The sequence below is a fragment of the Pantoea sp. SS70 genome, from assembly GCF_029866845.1.
Taxonomy (GTDB): Bacteria; Pseudomonadota; Gammaproteobacteria; order Enterobacterales; family Enterobacteriaceae; genus Pantoea; species Pantoea leporis.
In genome coordinates this window covers 100518-119942 of sequence record NZ_CP117200.1, presented here as the reverse complement: position 1 = coordinate 119942, position 19425 = coordinate 100518, and the positions used below count along the sequence as shown (strand labels likewise).

At 55.0% G+C, this 19425-nt stretch carries 15 protein-coding genes and 1 pseudogene; 8 read left to right on the top strand and 8 right to left on the bottom strand.

Features of this window, described 5'->3' with window-relative positions:
* The first annotated feature begins 61 nt into the window (after positions 1-61).
* The 4 genes from PO881_RS20125 (at position 62) to PO881_RS20110 (ending at position 4612) form a co-directional block, all read left to right on the top strand.
* A complete protein-coding gene (locus tag PO881_RS20125) occupies positions 62-961 on the top strand; it encodes a LysR family transcriptional regulator (RefSeq protein ID WP_280173179.1) in 900 nt (299 codons plus the stop codon).
* Positions 962-1160: 199 nt separating this feature from the next.
* Complete coding sequence (locus PO881_RS20120; protein ID WP_280173178.1) at positions 1161-2609, top strand: amidase; 1449 nt, start codon at positions 1161-1163, stop codon at positions 2607-2609.
* A complete protein-coding gene (locus PO881_RS20115; protein WP_222183440.1) occupies positions 2602-3912 on the top strand; it encodes a cytosine permease in 1311 nt (436 codons plus the stop codon). Before PO881_RS20120 ends, PO881_RS20115 begins: the two co-directional genes overlap by 8 nt.
* Complete coding sequence (locus PO881_RS20110) at positions 3905-4612, top strand: isochorismatase family cysteine hydrolase (protein WP_280173177.1); 708 nt, start codon at positions 3905-3907, stop codon at positions 4610-4612. The genes PO881_RS20115 and PO881_RS20110 overlap by 8 nt, the downstream gene beginning before the upstream one ends.
* Here the strand turns inward: PO881_RS20110 and PO881_RS20105 are convergent.
* On the bottom strand, positions 4609-5511 hold the full coding sequence (locus PO881_RS20105; protein ID WP_280173176.1) for an alpha/beta hydrolase: 903 nt from the start codon (positions 5509-5511) through the stop codon (positions 4609-4611). The two genes, PO881_RS20110 and PO881_RS20105, sit on opposite strands and share 4 nt — an antisense overlap.
* Before the next feature lie 186 nt (positions 5512-5697).
* On the opposite strand from PO881_RS20105, the pseudogene PO881_RS20100 reads away from it, so the two are divergent.
* A pseudogene (locus PO881_RS20100) lies at positions 5698-5877 on the top strand (VapC toxin family PIN domain ribonuclease); the annotation flags it as partial.
* A gap of 42 nt (positions 5878-5919) precedes the next feature.
* Here PO881_RS20100 and betA read toward each other — a convergent pair.
* From betA to betI, 3 genes are read right to left on the bottom strand one after another with little or no spacing between them, the layout of a single operon-like run.
* A complete protein-coding gene (betA, locus tag PO881_RS20095) occupies positions 5920-7599 on the bottom strand; it encodes a choline dehydrogenase (protein WP_280173175.1) in 1680 nt (559 codons plus the stop codon).
* A gap of 28 nt (positions 7600-7627) precedes the next feature.
* Positions 7628-9100: a betaine-aldehyde dehydrogenase gene (gene betB, locus PO881_RS20090; RefSeq protein WP_280173174.1), complete on the bottom strand. Its 1473-nt coding sequence runs from the start codon at positions 9098-9100 to the stop codon at positions 7628-7630.
* Between the two features lie 13 nt (positions 9101-9113).
* The gene (gene betI, locus PO881_RS20085; protein ID WP_101761563.1) at positions 9114-9707 is read right to left on the bottom strand and encodes a transcriptional regulator BetI; all 594 of its coding nucleotides are present in this window, start codon (positions 9705-9707) and stop codon (positions 9114-9116) included.
* Positions 9708-9962: 255 nt separating this feature from the next.
* On the opposite strand from betI, the gene PO881_RS20080 reads away from it, so the two are divergent.
* Both PO881_RS20080 and uvsE read left to right on the top strand, forming a co-directional pair.
* On the top strand, positions 9963-11993 hold the full coding sequence (locus tag PO881_RS20080; RefSeq protein WP_280173173.1) for a choline transporter: 2031 nt from the start codon (positions 9963-9965) through the stop codon (positions 11991-11993).
* A gap of 83 nt (positions 11994-12076) precedes the next feature.
* The gene (gene uvsE / locus PO881_RS20075) at positions 12077-13051 is read left to right on the top strand and encodes a UV DNA damage repair endonuclease UvsE (RefSeq protein ID WP_280173172.1); all 975 of its coding nucleotides are present in this window, start codon (positions 12077-12079) and stop codon (positions 13049-13051) included.
* Here uvsE and PO881_RS20070 read toward each other — a convergent pair.
* The 3 genes from PO881_RS20070 to PO881_RS20060 are packed head-to-tail and all read right to left on the bottom strand — an operon-like array spanning position 13038 to position 15380.
* The gene (locus PO881_RS20070; RefSeq protein ID WP_280173171.1) at positions 13038-13511 is read right to left on the bottom strand and encodes an OmpA family protein; all 474 of its coding nucleotides are present in this window, start codon (positions 13509-13511) and stop codon (positions 13038-13040) included. The genes uvsE and PO881_RS20070 overlap by 14 nt on opposite strands.
* A complete protein-coding gene (locus tag PO881_RS20065; RefSeq protein ID WP_110866835.1) occupies positions 13508-14722 on the bottom strand; it encodes a diguanylate cyclase in 1215 nt (404 codons plus the stop codon). The genes PO881_RS20070 and PO881_RS20065 overlap by 4 nt, the downstream gene beginning before the upstream one ends.
* 1 nt (position 14723) lies before the next feature.
* Entirely contained in the window at positions 14724-15380 is a 657-nt protein-coding gene (locus PO881_RS20060) for a YfiR family protein (RefSeq protein WP_348273503.1), read from the bottom strand.
* 378 nt (positions 15381-15758) lie between these two features.
* On the opposite strand from PO881_RS20060, the gene PO881_RS20055 reads away from it, so the two are divergent.
* Positions 15759-17807, top strand: coding sequence for an FUSC family protein (locus PO881_RS20055; protein ID WP_280173170.1), 2049 nt, complete (start codon positions 15759-15761; stop codon positions 17805-17807).
* 176 nt (positions 17808-17983) lie between these two features.
* Here PO881_RS20055 and PO881_RS20050 read toward each other — a convergent pair whose 3' ends face one another.
* Positions 17984-19420 (bottom strand): 6-phospho-beta-glucosidase, encoded by a 1437-nt coding sequence (locus PO881_RS20050; RefSeq protein ID WP_280173169.1) that lies wholly within the window; start codon positions 19418-19420, stop codon positions 17984-17986.
* Positions 19421-19425: the final 5 nt, after the last annotated feature.

The window sequence follows — 19425 nt, the reverse complement described above, 5'->3', positions numbered from 1 at the left end:
TCTATTATTTTTATTGCTGATATCCCACTATCCAGATGCCACTTATCAGAAAAATCATTAAATGAATAATAAACTCAACGCCATCAATACCTTCCTTCGCGTGGCGGAAGCCGGATCGTTTTCGGCAGCAGCGCGCCTGAGCGGGATGAAGCAATCCGCCGTGAGCCAGCAAATCGCGGCGCTGGAGGAGGAACTCGGCATCGTGTTGTTGCACCGCACCACACGCGCGATGAAATTGACCGAGCAGGGCAAGCGATACTTACAGCAGATGCAGCCGCTGCTGGCCGCGATGCAGGACGTTGAAAGCCAGTTGCGCCCGGCGCAGCAAGCGCTGCAAGGCAGCGTGCATATCCAATTACCCAGCGGATTAGGCCAGCGCTTGCTGCCGCCTTTGCTGGCGCTGCAACGCGCGTATCCTGAACTGCATCTGACCATCGCGCTCGACGATCGTGTGGCTGAACTGGTGAGTGAAGGCGTGGATATCGCGTTGCGCCTGAGTGAAACACCGCCGGAGATGTTTCCGGCGCGATTACTGGCGCGTATTGAAACGCCGCTGTTTGCTGCGCCTGAGCGGGTACGCGCAACACCGATTACCTCGCTGGCAGAGCTGGCCGCGCATCCGCATGTTCGCTTTAGCGGTATCGATAAACAGGCACCGCTGCGCCTGATATCCAACCAGGAAACCGTAGCGCTAACCGTGAATACCGTGTTTCGCGCCAACAGCAGCGAAGGGTTGTTGCAGGCGCTGCAGGCGGACATCGGCGTCGGCGGCATGCAGTTACCGCTGGTGCAGGAGGCATTAAAATCAGCTTCGCTGGTACGCATCTTGCCGCAATATCGTCTGCCAGACCGTTTTCTCTACGCGGTATTCCCCGATGCGCGCTTTATCCCGCTGCGCGTCAAACGTGTGGTGGAAGTGATCGAACAGGTTGTCGATGCGTTAATTCCTGCGGCCGATTAAGCCGCTCTCCATCGTGGCGCAAGACTGCGCCATTTTCGTGCTTCCTATCGCAACCGCTGCATTGTAAAGAAACATAAGTATTCGATCTTGTATCCAAGAGCGTATCCCATCTGGCCTGGCCGCTAGCGCCCTCGTTTATGGAATTTTCTGGCACGCAAACTGCAACGTTTCCGATAAGTGATAAATCGGGAGTATTCGCATGTTTGATGCACTGTTGGATGAAGATGCCACTACGCTGGCGGCGTTAATCCGCGGCGGAGACGTTTCGGCGCAGGAAGTGACGCAAGCCGCCATCAATCGCATGGAGCAGCGCGAGCCGCAGATTCAGGCGTTTTGTACCGCTACGCCAAAGCTGGCGCTGCAACAGGCGGCCGCTGTTGATGCAAAACGCGCGCGCGGCGAAACGCTGGGGGCGCTGGCGGGCGTTCCACTGGTGGTGAAAGACTTGATTTGTACCGCAGGCGTGAAAACCACTTCTGGATCGCATGCCTACGCTGATTTTGTCCCGGAAGAAGATGACATCACCGTTGAGCGCCTGCTGGCGGCCGATGCGGTGCTGCTGGGGAAAACCACCGCACCGGAGTTTGGCTATAGCGGCGTTGGGCACAATCCACTGTTTCCATCACCGCGTAATCCGTGGGATCTCTCTAAAACGCCGGGCGGATCGAGCGCCGGTTCCGGTGCGGCATTGGCGGCGCGCCTGTGTCCGATTGCGCTGGGCAGCGACGGCGGCGGTTCGGTAAGAATTCCCGCCGCGCACTGCGGCGTGTTTGGTCTGAAAGCGTCAATGGGGCGCGTACCCTTATGGCCGGGCTGTCGCGACGAGCGCTATCCCGGCGTTTCCAGCTGGGAGTCGCTGGAGCATATCGGCCCGATGACGCGTTCGGTGCGCGACAGCGCGCTGATGATGTCGGTGATGGCGGGGCCAGATATGCGCGATCGCCACTCGATTCCCTGCAACGACGTGGATTGGCTGGCCTCGCTGGAAAAACCGCTGAGCGGTCTGCGCATCGCTTTCAGCGCGGATTTCGGCTACATCGCCGTTGATCCTGAAGTGCGTGACATTGTCACGCAAGCCGCGCGTCGTTTTGCCCGTGAGCTCGGCGCTGAACTGGATGAAGTCGATCCCGGTATCGCCGATGAAGGTGCCACCTTTGCCGCGCTGGTGGCTTTTGAGAGCGATCTCACCGGCATGCGTCACATGCACGCCGAACTAGGGGCACGCATGTCACCGCATCTCAGCGCCATGCTGCAACGCGACTGGCGCGCTGAAACCTTTACCGACGCCAATACCACACGCAAAAAGCTGTGTAACCAGATGTGGCGCTTTATGCAGCATTACGATCTGCTGCTGTCGCCGACGCTGGCGGTGCCGCCGTTCCCGCTCAATATGCAGGGACCGGAGATCATCGATGGCCGCATGGTGCGCAGCGATCACTGGCTCTCATTCTGCTTCCCGTTCAATTTCACCGGCCAACCGGCGGCGTCTGTTCCTGCGGGCTTTACCGCCAGCGGATTGCCGATTGGCATGCAAATCGTGGGTCGTCATCTGGACGATGGCCTGGTGCTGGCGGCGAGTGCCGCGTTCGAGCGCATACAACCCTGGAATCACATCACACCTGTTTCAATCGGAGTTGCCCATGACTAACAAAAATTCACCAGCTTTAGAGCAGGAGTTCGAGCATGAACCGGTTCCGCTCAGCCATCGCCACTCGACGGGTTCGGTGTCGGCGGTGTGGTTTGGTTTCCCGATGATCCTCACCAATGCGCTATTTGGCGGCATCATTACCTGGCATCTCGGCTTCTGGCCGGCGCTTATCGCCATTCTGCTGGGAAATCTTGTGCTGTTTGCCTATGTGGGTGCGCTGAGCTGGTTCGCCGGTAATACTGGCATGAACTTCGCGCTGCAGGCGAAACGCACCTTTGGCACCAAAGGCTACATTTTGGTTTCGGGCTTCCTTTCAACTGTGGTGATCGGCTGGTACGCCTTCCAGACCGGGTTAACCGGCACGGTGATTAATCAAACCTTTGGCTGGAATGCGCTGGCGGTGACGGCGTTTGCCATGGTGCTGTATACCGCCATCACCTTCCTCGGCGTGCGCGCATTGTCCGTGCTCGGCATGATCGCTGCGCCGCTGTTTGTGGTGTTGGGATTGGTGGCGCTGTGGCTGATCAGTAAGGATCACGATTTCAGCACCATCACGCAGTTTACCGGCAGCAGCAGCGCAGTCGGCGCGATGAGCATGGGCACCGCCGTCACCATGGTGGTGGCCGGTTTTGCCGATTCCGGCACCATGACGGCAGATTTCACCCGCTGGTCAAAAGACGGTAAATCGGCGGTGATCGCCGCGTTCTCAGCGTTCCCGGTGGCGAACGTCATCTCTTATCTGTTTGGCGTGGTGATTGTGGCGGTGGGCGCGGCGGTTGATCCGGCGAGTAACGGCGGCAACTTCCTGCCTATGCTAATGGGTCATGGCATGCTGCTGTCGGTGATTGCTTTCCTGTTTGTGTTTATCAATCTCGGTTCGGTGTGTACGCACTGCCTGTATAACGGCGCAGTCGGCTTTAGTCATCTGTTCAGCAGCAAAATGCGTCTGTGGACGGTGATCCTCGGCGTGATCGGCGGGGCGCTGGCGCTGGCTGGCGTGTGGTCCTATTTCCTCGAATGGCTGAGTTTGCTCGGCATCGTGGTGCCGCCGTTTGGCGCAGTGATGATTGTTGATTTGATCTTCATGGCCAAAATCAGCGAACAGCGCCAATTGCGCCGTATGCGCGGAAGCGCCTTTGCCGCCTGGGCGATTGGTAGCTTGTGTGCAGTGATTGCGCACATCGCCTTCCCACAGTTCGGTGAAGCGGTGATTGGCCTGGTGACTGCTGCCGCCAGCTATACGCTGATTGTGAAACTAAAAGGTGAAAGCACCGTAACTGTGATGGAGGAAAAAAATGCCTGATTACGCCATTGATTCAACCCCTTACTCGTGGCCGTATGACGGTCGCTGCAGCCCGCAGGATACCGCACTGATCGTTATCGATATGCAAACCGATTTCTGCGGTAAGGGCGGTTACGTCGATAGCATGGGCTACGATATTGCCTTAACGCGCGCGCCTATCAAGCCGCTGCAGCAGGTGCTGGCAACGATGCGCGAGTTGGGCTTCCCGATCATCCATACGCGCGAAGGGCATCGGCCGGATTTAAGTGATCTGCCTGCGAATAAGCGTTGGCGATCCAGACGCATGCAGGCGGAAATCGGCGCGCCCGGTCCGTGCGGGCGCATTCTGGTGCGCGGTGAACCGGGCTGGGAAATTATCCCGGAACTGGCGCCATTGCCGGGAGAAATCATCATCGATAAACCGGGCAAAGGCTCGTTTTACGCTACCGATCTCGAACTGATTCTGCGCAGCCGCGGTATTCGCAATCTGATCATCAGCGGCATCACCACTGATGTCTGCGTCCACACCACGCTGCGCGAGGCTAACGATCGCGGCTTTGAGTGTTTGGTGTTGTCAGACTGCTGCGCGGCGACGGAGCTGAAACACCACGAAGCGGCGCTTAGCATGATCCATATGCAGGGCGGGATTTTTGGTGCAGTGGCCAGTTCGCAGACCTTGCTGGCGGGATTAATTAGCAAGCAAACGGTTGAGGTGGATTAGCTCTTTAACCACTTTTCGTAGTGCTCTGGCCACGCCATGGTCGGCGTGCCGGGCCTGCCCATACCAAATCCATGTCCGCCGCTGTTGTAGCGATGCATCTCAACCGGCACATGCTCACGCTTACAGGCGTCAGCCATAATCAGCGTGTTATGCGGATCGGAGATCGGATCGTCCTCTGCCTGCACCAGAAAGAAGGGCGGCGATTGCGGATTGACAAACTCCTGCACTGACCATGCTGCGTTTTCACTGGCGGGCGCGTGGTTGCCAACCAGCATTTTATGGGTTGAAGTGTGGGTGTAAGGCGCTTCCAGCGTGATGACGGGATAGATCAGCGCCGCGCGATCGGCCGTGGCGGGCAGGTTATCCAGGGTATCGGTTGCCCTGTAAGATCGAAAATCTGCTCGCGTGACCGTCATACCGAGCAGATGACCGCCAGCGGAAAAGCCCAACACGCTGACATATTTTTCCCGTTGCCGCACCAGGCGCAGCGCGCGCTGTGCATCCTGCAGTGAAACCATCGCACCATCTTTCCAGCCTTCATGCGGTAAACGATAACTCAGCACATAAGCGGTATATCCGCGCGCCGTCAGCCAGGCTGCAGCGGGCCAAGCTTCTTTACCCATTTCAATGCGCGTATAGCCGCCGCCTGCGGCAATCAATACCGCGCGACCATTAGGCGAGGGCGGGGTTAATACGGTGAGTGTGGGCTGTACGATATTACGCTGCGCGCCTTTGGTAGAAATCACCAGATCGCCAGCAGGACCGCCACCGCCCGGCGGTAAATCTGGCCATAGCGGCAAGATTTGAGTTGTTACGCGTTTCGAAGCAGCCCAGATTAGCCCGCTGCGCACTGTCAGCGCGGAAAGAGTGAGATACGACAAAAAATGGCGGCGCTCCATGGCAGCTCCTCATGAAATTGGCGATTTATTGAAGCAGAAAAATCAGCAGAAAAGATGAAGAGGGCGTTGCTATGTATGAACAAATGCGACGGGAAAAGCATTAAGGTTTGTAGTTACAACATACTTTTACTTGTTTCCTTAATCGTGAGCCTGGCAGCAGTGCGGTTGTCGTTGTGACAGTGAAACGCGGCTAAAGATGCTACGACGAAAGTGACAATGTCCTTGGATGTGTCTGGTACTCCGATTGGTGCTAATGATGCGGCGATCGCCGGACATGCCATTGCGGCAGGCACAATTTTAGTCCCTAACAATATTCGGAAATTCGCTCGGGTAGTTGATTTGGATCTCCAGGATTGGGCTAGCTAGCCACCAAAGAAAAGGGCGACCAACGTCGCCCCCAAATCAACCTCAACCACGCATCGGTTCAGCGCGGACCGGTTTATCACCGGCAACAAAGTAATCCGCTTCGCTGCGCGGCAGCGGCTGTCGACCACGAATGTTATCTGCGATTTTCTCGCCGATCATGATGGTCGTCGCGTTCAGGTTACCGGTGATGATCAGCGGCATGATTGAAGCATCTACCACGCGCAGGGCTTCAACGCCGTGAACGCGGCCTTCACCATCGACGACAGACATCTCGTCGTTACCCATTTTACAGGTGCCACACGGGTGATAAGCCGTTTCGCCGTGATTTCGCACAAACTCATCCAGCTGTTCATCGGTCTGGCAATCCAGGCCTGGGCTGATCTCTTTACCGCGATATTTATCCAGCGCCGGCTGGTTGATGATCTGGCGCGTGATACGAATCGCATCGCGGAACTCCTGCCAATCCTGCTCATGTGACATGTAGTTGAACAGAATCGCTGGATGACGACGCGGATCGCGTGATTTCAGGCGTACATGACCGCGGCTCGGTGAGCGCATCGAACCAACGTGGCACTGGAAGCCGTGCGCTTCCACCGCGTTCGAGCCGTTGTAGTTAATCGCCACCGGCAGGAAGTGATACTGAATATTCGGCCAGCTGAACTCTTCACGGCTGCGGATAAAGCCGCCGCCTTCAAAGTGGTTGCTGGCACCGACGCCGGTGCCATTAAACAGCCACTCCGCACCGATTTTCGGCTGGTTCCACCACTTCAAGGCCGGGTAGAGCGAAACTGGCTCTTTGCACTCATATTGCAGGTACATTTCGAGGTGATCCTGCAAGTTCTCACCCACGCCCGGCAAATCATGCACCAGCGGGATATCGAACTGTTTCAGCAATTCAGCGGATCCGACTCCGGAACGCTGCAGAATCTGCGGCGAGGCGATGGCTCCGGCGCACAGCAGCACTTCACGACGTGCATGCGCCTGGTGCGAGGTATTGCTGGAACCCAGCAGATACTGCACGCCAACTGCGCGTTTACCTTCAAACAGAATGCGGTCGGTGGTCGCATGGGTGACGATTTTCAGGTTCGGACGGGTTTTCGCGGTATCGAGATAACCGCGCGCGGTGCTGGAGCGGCGACCTTTCGGCGTCACAAAGCGATCCATTGGCCCGAAACCTTCCTGCTGATAGCCATTCAGGTCATCAGTGCGCGGATAACCTGCCTGCACGCCGGCTTCAATCATCGCCGCAAACAGCGGATTGTTATCAGGTTTACAGGTGGTGATGCTCACCGGACCTTCGCCGCCGTGATAATCATTGGCACCGATATCGCGCGTTTCTGATTTGCGATAGTAGGGCAGGCAGTTCAGGTAGCTCCAGTTTTCCAGACCAGGCTCCCTGGCCCAGTTATCGAGGTCCATCGCGTTACCACGGATGTAGCACATGCCGTTGATCAGCGACGAACCGCCCAAACCTTTACCGCGGCCGCACTCCATTCGGCGGTTGTTCATGTACGGCTCAGGTTCAGTTTCATACGCCCAGTTGTAGCGTTTTCCCTGCAGCGGGAACGCCAGCGCCGCAGGCATCTGCGTGCGGAAGTCGAAGCGGTAATCTGGGCCGCCGGCTTCTAAAAGCAGCACATTGACGCTGCTATCTTCGGTCAGTCTTGTTGCCAAAACGTTCCCTGCGGATCCGGCTCCGATAATGATGTAATCAAATTCCATTAGTCGTTCCTCAGGTTAAAAGCCAAAATTAAAATACGGACTGAAAACGGGTCATTTCGAGCTGCACAGATTTCACCTGCGTGTAGTTTTGCAGCGTCATCAGGCCATTTTCACGGCCCACACCCGAATGTTTGTAACCGCCCACCGGCATTGCGGCGTCAGATTCGCCCCAGGTATTGATCCAGCAAATGCCCGCTTCAATCTGGTGAATTACGCGGTGCGCGCGGTTAAGATCCTGGGTTACCACACCGGCCGCCAGGCCAAATTCGGTGGCGTTGGCGCGGCGAACCACTTCTTCTTCGCTTTCATAAGTCAGAATCGACATCACTGGCCCGAAGATCTCTTCACGCACAATGGTCATCTCATCGCGGCAGTCGGTGAACACGGTCGGTTCCACCCATGCGCCGTTATCGAAAGCCGCACCGCTCAGACGTTTACCGCCGCACAGCAGGCGCGCACCTTCGCTGATGCCGGATTCAATAAAGCGCATCACGTTGTCGCGATGCGCGAAGCTCACCAGCGGACCGAAGTTGGTATCTGGATGGTTGAGATCGCCGGCCTTAATACGCGCCACGCGCTCAGCGATTTTGGCTTCAAACGCCGCTTGCAAATTAGCTGGGATAAACACGCGCGTGCCGTTGGTGCAAACCTGGCCCGAGCTGTAGAAGTTCGCCATCATCGCGATGTCAGCGGCGAGATCGAGGTCAGCGTCATCGAAAATGATCAGCGGAGATTTGCCGCCCAGCTCCATGGTGACATCTTTCAGCGTCGAACCGGCCGCATTGGCCATCACTTTCTTACCGCTGGCAACGCCGCCGGTGAAGGAGACTTTATCGATGCCCGGATGATCGGTAAGCAGCTGGCCGGTGACCGCGCCGCGACCGTTCAACACGTTGAACACGCCGTTCGGCACGCCCGCTTCAGTATAGATTTCCGCCAGTTTCAGCGCGGTCAGCGGCGTGACTTCGCTGGGTTTGAAGATCATCGCGTTACCGGCGGCCAATGCTGGCGCGGATTTCCACAGCGCGATCTGAATCGGATAGTTCCACGCGCCGATCCCGGCTACCACGCCCAGCGGTTCGCGGCGGGTGTAAACGAACGAGGTATCGCGCAGCGGGATCTGCTGGCCTTCCAGAGAAGGAATCAAGCCCGCGTAGTACTCGAGCACGTCGGCACCGGTGACGATGTCCACGTATTGGGTTTCGCTCAGCGGTTTGCCGGTGTCGAGGGTTTCCAGCGCGGCCAGTTCGTCATTGCGCTCACGCAGAATATCGACCGCACGACGCAAAATGCGCGAACGTTCCATCGCGGTCATCGCCGCCCAGATTTTCTGGCCTTTTTTCGCGGCGGCAACAGCGCGATCAACATCTGCGCGTTCCGCTTCATGCACGTCGGCCAGCACTTCGCCGTTCGCCGGGTTGATGGTCTGGAATGTCTTACCTGCCGCAGCGGGAACCAATGCGCCATCAATATAAAGGTGTTGCTCGGTGAATCGGGACATGATTTCTCCTTCCTCAGTGATTCTGGTCAGCCAATTGCTGACGAATGAATTGGGTGGTGAGCTGTCTGGCGATAGCCAAATCGAACGGTTTGCCGCTGAGCGCCGCGCGCAGCCACAGGCCATCAATCAATGACGCGAGGCCATGTGCCGCCAGACGCGCCTTTTCGCGCGGGATAACGCGACGAAACTCGGCTGCCAATGTGGAAAACAGGCGCCGGCTGCTCACGCGTTCTAAGCGGCCCAACTGTGGCTGATGCATGCTGCTGGCCCAGAAATCCAGCCAGGCTTTCATTGCGGCGCTGTGCACCTGAGAATCATCAAAGTTGCCTTCCACAATCGCCAGCAGGCGCGCTTCCGTTGTGGCGTCTGCCAGCGGTTTTAACCTTGCTGCTACCGCATCACGTAGCTGACGTGTTACGTCACGCATCGTGGCTTCCAGCAGACCGTTCTTGTCTTTGAAGTAGTGGCTAATGATGCCTGTCGATACGCCAGCACGTCGCGCAATCTGCGCAATGGTGGCATCGTTGATCCCGACTTCGTTGATGGTGCTCAGGGTCGCATCAATCAGTTGCCGACGACGTATCGGCTGCATTCCCACCTTTGGCATAACACTCCAGCTCCACTTCAATCTTAGAACACTATTAAAACTTTTTTTGATTGCACGTTCAATATAAAAAAGAAATTTGTTAGGATGCTGTGCTTGGATTGTTACAAAAACGAAGCGGGGAAGCGAAGGGACTCAGCGGATGCGTATGCACGCGCATCCCACGAAAACCGCATTTTGCCTCGTCGGGATGCCGTTAATGGCGATCTCCGCGAGCTTCTTTGGCACGTACTACAGGAAATTAACCAGAGGTAATCGATGATTAATCCACCTGCCAGTGAAAAAGACAGAATCAATCCTGTGGTGTTTTACACCTCCGCCGGACTGATTCTGACATTTTCACTTGTCACGATTTTTTACAGCGAACTAGCTGCCAGCTGGCTTCTGACCGCCGTTAACTGGGTCACCTCCACGTTTGGCTGGTACTACATGCTCGCTGCCACGCTGTACATCGTGTTTGTCATCTACATGGCGTGTTCACGCTACGGCGCTATCAAGCTGGGGCCGGAGCAATCTAAACCCGAGTTCAGTTTGCTGAGCTGGTCGGCGATGCTGTTTGCCGCCGGCATCGGTATTGACCTAATGTTCTTCTCGGTTGCCGAGCCGGTAACCCAATACATGCAGCCGCCAGAAGGTGCAGGGCAGACCATGGAAGCCGCGCGTCAGGCGATGGTGTGGACGCTGTTCCACTACGGCGTCACCGGCTGGTCGATGTACGCATTAATGGGCATAGCGCTCGGCTACTTCAGCTATCGCTACAATCTGCCGCTCACCATCCGTTCGGCGCTCTATCCGATTTTCGGCAAACGCATTAATGGCCCGATTGGTCACACGGTGGATATCGCCGCGGTGATCGGCACCATCTTTGGGATCGCCACCACGTTGGGAATTGGTGTGGTGCAGTTGAACTACGGCCTCAACGTGCTGTTCGATATTCCGGAAGGTTTCACGGCGCAGGCCGCGCTAATTGTGCTGTCGGTGATCATCGCCACCATCTCAGTAACATCCGGTGTGGATAAAGGCATCCGTATTCTTTCTGAGCTGAACGTCGCGCTGGCGCTGGGCTTAATTCTCTTCGTGCTGTTTATGGGCAAGACCGATTTCCTGCTCAACGCGCTGGTGCTGAACGTTGGTGATTACATCAATCGCTTTATGGGCATGACGTTGAATACCTTTGCCTTCGATCAGCCACGCGAGTGGATGAATAGCTGGACGCTGTTCTTCTGGGCGTGGTGGGTTGCCTGGTCGCCGTTTGTCGGTCTGTTCCTCGCACGTATCTCGCGCGGTCGTACCATTCGTGAGTTCGTGTTGGGTACGCTTATTATCCCGTTCACCTTTACGCTGCTGTGGCTGTCGGTGTTTGGTAACGCGGCGCTGTATGAAATCATTCACGGCGATGCCGGCTTTGCGCAGGAAGTGATGGCGCATGCCGAACGCGGCTTCTATAGCCTGCTGGCGCAGTATCCGGCGTTTAAATTCAGTGCTTCGGTGGCCACCATCACCGGCATGCTGTTCTACGTGACGTCGGCGGATTCCGGTTCGCTGGTGCTGGGTAACTTCACCTCGAAGCTGAAAGACATCAACAGCGATGCACCGAACTGGCTGCGTATCTTCTGGTCGATTGCGATTGGTGTGCTGACGATGGGCATGCTAATGACCAACGGAATTTCTGCCCTGCAAAACGCCACGGTGATCATGGGCTTACCGTTTAGCTTTGTGATCTTCTTTGTGATGGCCGGGCTGTATAAATCCCTGAAGGTGGAAGATCACCGCCGCGCCAGCGCCAGCCGCGACACTGCGCCGTACATTCCGGCCAGTAACGATCGCCTGAGCTGGAAGAAGCGCCTGTCGCGTCTAATGAACTATCCGGGCACGCGCTATACGCAGAAGATGATGGAAGAGGTGCTGTTCCCGGCGATGCAGGATGTGGCGAAAGAGCTGGAGCTGCGCGGTGGACGTGTATCGCTGGAGCGTGCCGAGCCAGAAGAGGGGCAGCCGCTGGGCCACCTTGATCTGCGCGTGTTGCTGGGCGAGGAGCAGGATTTCGTTTATCAAATCTGGCCACAGCAGTATTCGGTACCGGGCTTTACCTATCGCGCACGTAGCGGTAAATCGACCTATTACCGCCTGGAAACCTTCTTGCTGGAAGGCAGCCAGGGCAATGATTTGATGGACTACAACAAAGAGCAGGTGATCATCGATATTCTCGATCAGTACGAACGTCACCTGAACTTTATCCACCTGCATCGTGAAGCGCCGGGCAGCAATATGACCTTCCCAGACGTATGATGTCAGCCAGGTGCGCCGCGATGCGCACCTGGCACTTTCTCCGATCGCAGCTACACTTTCACGCTGATTAAACGGGGGATGAAATGAAATTAGGCTTTGCTTGTAAGTATCTGGATCAACAGGCTAAACAGCCGTATCCCTTCAAAAGCACCACCCGCACGCGCTTTCTTAGTCTCGATGATGAATCACGCATCACGCTGTTAAACCAACTGGCGCAAAACAATCTGCAAAATCTCACTCTCACGCTTGAAAAGCTGGCCACGCAGCCCGACGCGCTGCGCATGATGCGCATCGGCAGCGATCTATTGCCGCTTTACACGGTGCCGCAAGCGGCTCAGCTGTACGGTGAATTATTGCCCGATCTTACGCCGTTACTACGCCGCTGCGGCGAGCTGGCGCGCGCTAATAATATTCGGCTTTCATTCCACCCCGGCCAATATACGGTGCTGGCCTCCGATAATGACGGCGTGGTCGATCGCGCGATTGAGGATGTGGAGTATCACGCCACCTGTGCGGTATTAATGGGTTATGGCCGACAGTTTCAGGATTTCAAAATCAACATCCATATGAACGGCAAAAAGGGCTTTGAGGGATTCCGCGCCGCGTTTCTGCGGCTCACCCCTGAAGCGCGCAATATGCTGACGGTGGAAAATGATGAAATATCATGTTCGCTGGACGATGTGTTGCAGGCGCGTGAGTTGTGTCCGGTAGTACTGGATATTCACCATCATTGGGTGAAAGAGAATCACTATATTCAGGCTGATGATGCGCGCATCGCGCTGATAAAAGCGTCGTGGCGCGGTGTGCGGCCAGTTTTGCACTATTCGATTGCGCAGGAAGGTTTGATTCCCGATCACGGTTTCCCGGATCAGCAGGATTTAGCGGTGTCGAAAACCAAACTTCGCGCCCATGCCGATTATTACTTCAATCAAAGCTTAAATGATTGGGCGCTGTCGTTTGATGCCTTCGATATTATGTGCGAAGTGAAGATGAAGAATTTAGCGCGCGACCGTTTGTACGATTATGCAGTCGAGCGCCAGATCATCACGGCGCCGTAATCACAATCGCCACGCGGCGGTTTTGCGCCCGGCCCTGCGGGTTATTGTTGCTGGCAATCGGCGCGCTCATTCCTAAGCCGCGCGTAACGATATTTTCGCGCGGAATTCCCGCGCCTTGCGCCCATTGTGTCGCAACGGCGTTGGCTCTTTTCAACGACAGCTGCTGGTTGTAAGCCGCTTTGCCGTAATTATCGGTATGACCATCAATACGCACATGCTTAATGCCGGTCGTCGCCAGATTTTTCGCCATTGTCTGAATGGTGTTTTTACTGGCGGGAGTGAGTTCAGATTCGTTGACGCCAAACAGAATTTTGTCCGACAAACCTAATCCCCAACCTTCGCTATTTTGGCTGAAACCGGCATTACGCATCGCTGCGATCTGTTCATCGCTGAAACGTCCCTTTGCCTGGCAACCGACCAGCGCCAGCACACACACCATCAGGAAAATTTTCATCTTCATCTCCGCACCTTACTCTTTCCCTTATTTTTGTACATGTTCGTATCTGCGCGTTCCAGAATCGACTCAACCGTATCGCCGTGCTGCGACCAGGCGTAGCCAATGGTCACCGAGGTGGAAATCGGAGTGCCTTCAGCAATAACTATTTTCTGGCTGATGGCTTCATTAATATCCTGCATCAGCAACTGCAATTGCGCCTCGCTGGCGCGGCTGCTCACCAGCATGGCAAACTCATCGCCGCCTAAACGCGCGACTAAATCCTGTTTATACGCCAATGCGGAAAGGCGCGAACCAATCGCTTTCAGTACTTCATCACCGGCGGCATGGCCCCAGTTATCATTGATGCTTTTAAAGCGATCGCCATCGAGAAACAGCAAAGCAAAGCGCTCTTTCGCCAGTTGCTGATCGAGCAGTTGGGTTAAACGCGCCACAAAGGCGGCGCGATTGGCGAGGCCGGTTAGCGGGTCTTCCAGCGCTTTGGCGGCCAGCGTGCGATTATCGCGGATCAGAGAAGCCTGCAGCGTCTGCATCTCTGTCAGCAACGAGTTGAGGTCATTGGAAAACAGCTGAAATTCGCGCGTCGGGCTTTCCGGGATACGTAAGGAAAAATCACCAGAATGGATCACGTAGTGGATCGAGCTGGTGATATTACGCAACGAGGCAAGTATGCCGCGATGGAGAAATTCACTCAGCAGGAAGGAGATGATTAACACGCACAGCATGCCGCTGGTCAGAATCATCAGCGAATAACGGATGAAATCGGCCGCACCGGTAACGGTGCCTTCCAGCGTCAGCGTACCGACATTGGCTTCCGAGTGGTTAATATTAACGCTGAGCGGTTTAAGATAAATCCACTCACGTAATAATCGCGGATACCAGCCGGTCTGTTCTTGTCGATCATGCCAGTCAACTAAAACAGTGTGATCGTCAGTCACCAGTTTTGCGGAATCGAACATGCCTTCATTGCCGAGGCGCGCGATTTTATTATGCGCGTCGTAGCTGTCTTCAAATACCGTGGCGGCCGTCAGCGTGGTGCTGAGCGTGGCGGCAATTAATTCCAGATTTCTTTTCTCGTAGCTTTTAATAAACAGCAGGGAAGTCGACGAGAGTAGCAGCCAGCACAGCAATAAAATCACCGCAGAGTTGATGGTGCTAATCTTGCGCAGCTTGTTACGAATCGATGATTTGTCATTTAGTGAATTTTCTATTTTCATCTTATTTGCTTCCATTGCGGGACAGCAACAGTACGTCCGGACTCACCTTGACGCCGCTCCTGGCAAGCGAATCAAGGTTGACTGAGAACAGCGTGTGGTCGGGTTTAAAAATCAGGCAGAAGGCGGCGCCAATGGTACATTCCGCATTGTTTTCAGCGAGGGTTAATACCGCCTTACCTTTGAGGTGATTAAAAAGTTCAACCTGTTGTTGCGGCGTCTGATCGCCAAAATAGATCGCATCGCAATGCTGCGTTGCCAGTTCACTTTCGCTGGAGAGATAAACCACGCTAAACGGAACGGCTGAAGGCACACTACTTTGTGGCAATGAGAGATGTTGCGCGGAGGAAAATACGCAGAGTTGTGGCGCGCCGGTTAAACCCGGCCAATGGGTAAAACTAATAATACCGCTGACAATGCGATTGGCTTTATCGTCTTTTATTTCAGCAATTGCTGAGCGAGAAATAAACAGCAGCAGAAATAGGGCAGTTACGACGATTTTACAGATGTGGAGCAGGGAAAGCAGTACGTCGGCTTCCCGATGAAGTTGATGTTTACGTAACATACTGCGTTCCCGAGAGTTCTTCGCATTATTCAGCGCGCAAATATTAGCACCGCTACGGTTAAAAATGTACCTACAGTTCGTAGGGTCGCTATTCATGGCGATTTTCTCGCAAAATACTCACCCGAGCATTCCACAAATTTCTGCGATATTTGTAGACGGCATTGCGCGAAATTATTTTATGGATAAACGACCAAAAAGGGCGCATTTCACTAAAATGTGATCCAGCACACATTTATCGGCCTGATAACTGCTACGTGTAAAAACGGCTGAAATCGCGGATGCCGGGTAAATTAGCGACAAAACCGCATCTTTAACGTGGATTTTCATTAGCCGTGCTTACGCATCTGCGCCACGTGCAAACCGCGCGATGAACATGGTTTTCGATTACGAAATAATTCGACATATTTATCGAGGTGAGGCTTTTTCACATTCTGGCAGGATACGCAACATTCAGTACATCCTGGTCACCGTGTCATGCAGTGGTTTTCAAAAAACGCCGTTTTTTTTGCTGTAAAAACCTGTCTGGCCGCCTTTCTGGCACTCTATTTCGCACTCGAACTGAATCTGGATAAACCGGCGTGGGCGGTGACCACGGTATTGCTCGCATCACAGCTCTATTCCGCCTCAACCATTTCCAAATCGGTGTTCCGTCTGCTGGGGACACTATTGGGCGGCGTATTCGTCTTCTTTATCTTTCCGCCGACCGTTCAGCATCCGCTGCTGTTCTGTTTCTGCATTTCGTTATGGGTCAGCGTTTGCCTCTATCTGTCACTGCACGACCGCACGCCGAAGAGTTACGTGTTTATGCTGGCCGGTTACAGCGCGGCGATCATGGGTTTTCCGGAAGTCACCACGCCGCTGTCGATCACCAGCACGGTGATTTCGCGTATAGAAGAGATCACGCTCGGCATCGTCTGCAGCAGCCTTGTGCATGCGCTATTGTTTCCGGTATCGATGCGCAGTCTGTTGGAGCAGAGTGTCAGCCACTGGTATCTTAACGCGCGCAAACTGTGCAGCGATTTGCTTTCCGGCATTCCCAGCGATAGTTCGCCTGAGCGTGACGATATTCTGATCCGCATGGCAACGCATCCGCAGCAGGTGGAAGTGCTGATCACCCACTGCGTTTATGAAGGTGACGCCGCGCGGAGACTGATTCGCCTGGTTAGCGTGCAGTATCAACATCTCTCCTATTTGATCCCGACTCTCACGGCTATCGAGATGCGCCTGCAGCGGCTCTCGATACTGCAGATCGCCTTTCCGGAAAACGTGGCGCAAACCTTTCAGCTGTTTCTACAGTGGCTCAATGATGGTGAAGCGGTAGGGGAAACCGGCGGCATCCAGCAGACGTTAAGCGCTTGTCAGGCTGAACTTAACCTCGCCTGGCAAAACGGCGACTTGCCTACTGAAAACTGGCTGCTTTTTACCGGATTAATGGAACGGCTGGCGGATTTTGTCCGTATTGCCGGGGCCTATCAAAGCGTTGGTGGATTGGTAAGCGACCTGTCGGGCGACACCACACTGGCGCGCGGCAAACGCACGCACCGCTTTTTCGATAAAGGGTTAATTCGGCTTTCGGCGCTAACCGCGTTCTGTGCCACCTTCGGTTCCTGCTTGCTGTGGATGGGATCAGGCTGGCGTGATGGCGCATCGGCACCGGTGATGGCGGCGATTCTCTGCTCATTGCTCGCCAGCCAGGATACGCCGCTGACTTCAATGAAGCTGTTTGTGCGTGGCGTAATCGTGGCGATCATTATCAGCGTAATTTATGTGGCGCTGCTGCTGCCGCAAGCCACTTCGTTTGAGGCGCTGATGATTTGTCTCGCGCCCGGACTGATGATTCTGGCGCTGATGATCGCGCGGCCCTCGACCAACATGATAGGCCTGAGCGTAGCGATTCAGCTCCCCGGCTTTATCGGCCTCGGCCACCATTTAAAACCTGATTTGGTGCTGCTAATCAATAACGCGATTGCCACCATGGCGGGCGTGATGTTTGCGGTAATCATCACCGCCATCATGCGTAACAAACGCCCATCATGGACCGCGCGCCGCGCCGTGCGACATGGTCTGCGCGAGCTATTGCGCTTTATTAAAGAGACCGAACGAAACGGTTCGTCACTGCTGGGACGGCAACGTTTTATCAGCCTGATGCTGGATAAAGTGAATGTGGTGTTGCCGCGCTTACGGCTCGATCCGCATCCCGATATGCGTTCAGCCGGCATGTTGCTCAAGGAAGTGTGGCTGGGCGTGAACAGTTTTGATTATTACGCGCGCCACAAAGAGCTGCTGCAGCAATATCATCTGGATAGTGGACAGATGTTTCATGAGCTGGCGCTGTTTCTCAAACGCCGCCTGAAGTCACTGCAAACCCCACCGCATGCGGATTTGCAGGAGGAGCTGGATTTACTGTTGCTGAAGCTGGAACAACTGGCGAAGCGCGACGAAAGGGTGCTGACGCCGCTGTTCCATCTGTTCAGTATTCGGCTCTATCTGTTCCCGCAACAAGCGTGGCCAATCATTAAGTAGGGTCGCCATCCATGGAGTAATGCTCGTCAGTTAAGACATGAAAACCCCTCATTACTGAGAGCACACATTGTAGCGGCGCAATTCATTGCGCGATAAATCGCGCCGCTACGGAAGGTGCGGTGATTTGAAACGGCGCTTAACTGATCGGCATTACGCCATTCATGGCGACCACTTATTTACAGCGCCTCCAGATTCCGCCCGTTGCTGGCGATCACTTGCTTGTACCACCAGAATGATTTTTTGCGGATGCGTTCCAGGCTGCCGTTGCCTTTGTCATCACGATCGACATAAACAAACCCATAACGCTTACTCATTTCGCCGGTCGAGGCCGCCACCAAATCGATGCAGCCCCACGTGGTATAACCGATCAGCGGGATACCATCGGCAATCGCTTCGCCCATCGCCTGAATATGCTCCTTCAGATAGCTGATGCGGTAATCGTCGTTGATCTCGCCGTCGGCATTGATTTCATCGTGCGCGCCGAGGCCGTTTTCCACCAGAAACAGCGGCTTCTGGTAGCGGTCATGCATCATGTTCATGGTGATACGCAGACCGAGTGGATCGATGCCCCAGCCCCAATCGCTGCGTTTAACATGCGGATTGGTCAGCGATTTAACCACGTTGGCGGCGCTGCTATTTTGCTCGTTCATCTCTGCCGAGGCGCAGCGTGAGGCGTAATAGCTGAAGGAGACGAAATCAACGGTGTGACGCAGCGTAGCGGCATCTTCCGCTTCCATCGCAATCTCCACGCCTTTCTCGCGGAATACCCGCGCGGCATACGAAGGATAAGCGCCGCGCGCCTGCACATCGATAAAGAACAGGTTTTCGCGATCCTTCTCCAGCGCGGCCCATACATCCTCAGGCTTACATGACCACGGATAGAAGTTGCCACCCGCCAGCATGCAGCCGACCTGGTTTTCCGGGTTAATTTCATGGGCGATTTTGGTCACCAGCGCGCTTGCCACCAGCTCGTGATGCGCCGCCTGATACTTCACCTGCTCCGGGTTTTCGCCCGGTTCAAACACCAAACCTGCGCCGGAAAACGGGCTGTGCAGCAGGATATTGATCTCGTTAAAGGTCAGCCAATACTTCACCAGACCGTTAAATTCTTCAAAGCAGGTGCGCGCATAGCGGCTGAAAAATTCGATCATTTTGCGATTGCGCCACGAACCGTATTCGGTCACCAAATGCATCGGTACATCGAAGTGGCACAGCGTCACCAGCGGCGTGATGCCATATTTCTGGCACTCTTCAAACAGGCTGCGATAGAACGCGATGCCTTCCGCGTTTGGCGTCAATTCATCGCCTTGCGGATAAATACGGCTCCAGGCAATCGAGGTACGGAACACGGTAAAACCCATTTCTGCCATCAGCGCGATATCGTCTTTATAGCGACGGTAAAAATCGATGGCGTCATGGCTTGGGTAATACTCATCGCTGCGCAGTTCGAAACGCTTTTCCTGGCCCAACTTTACCGGCATGCGATGCGCGCCGTGGGGGATCATATCCACCGTGGTTAAACCTTTACCACCCGCCAGATAGCTCCCCTCTGACTGATTAGCGGCTAATGCGCCGCCCCACAAAAATCCCTCTGGAAATGTCACTTCAGACATAAAAA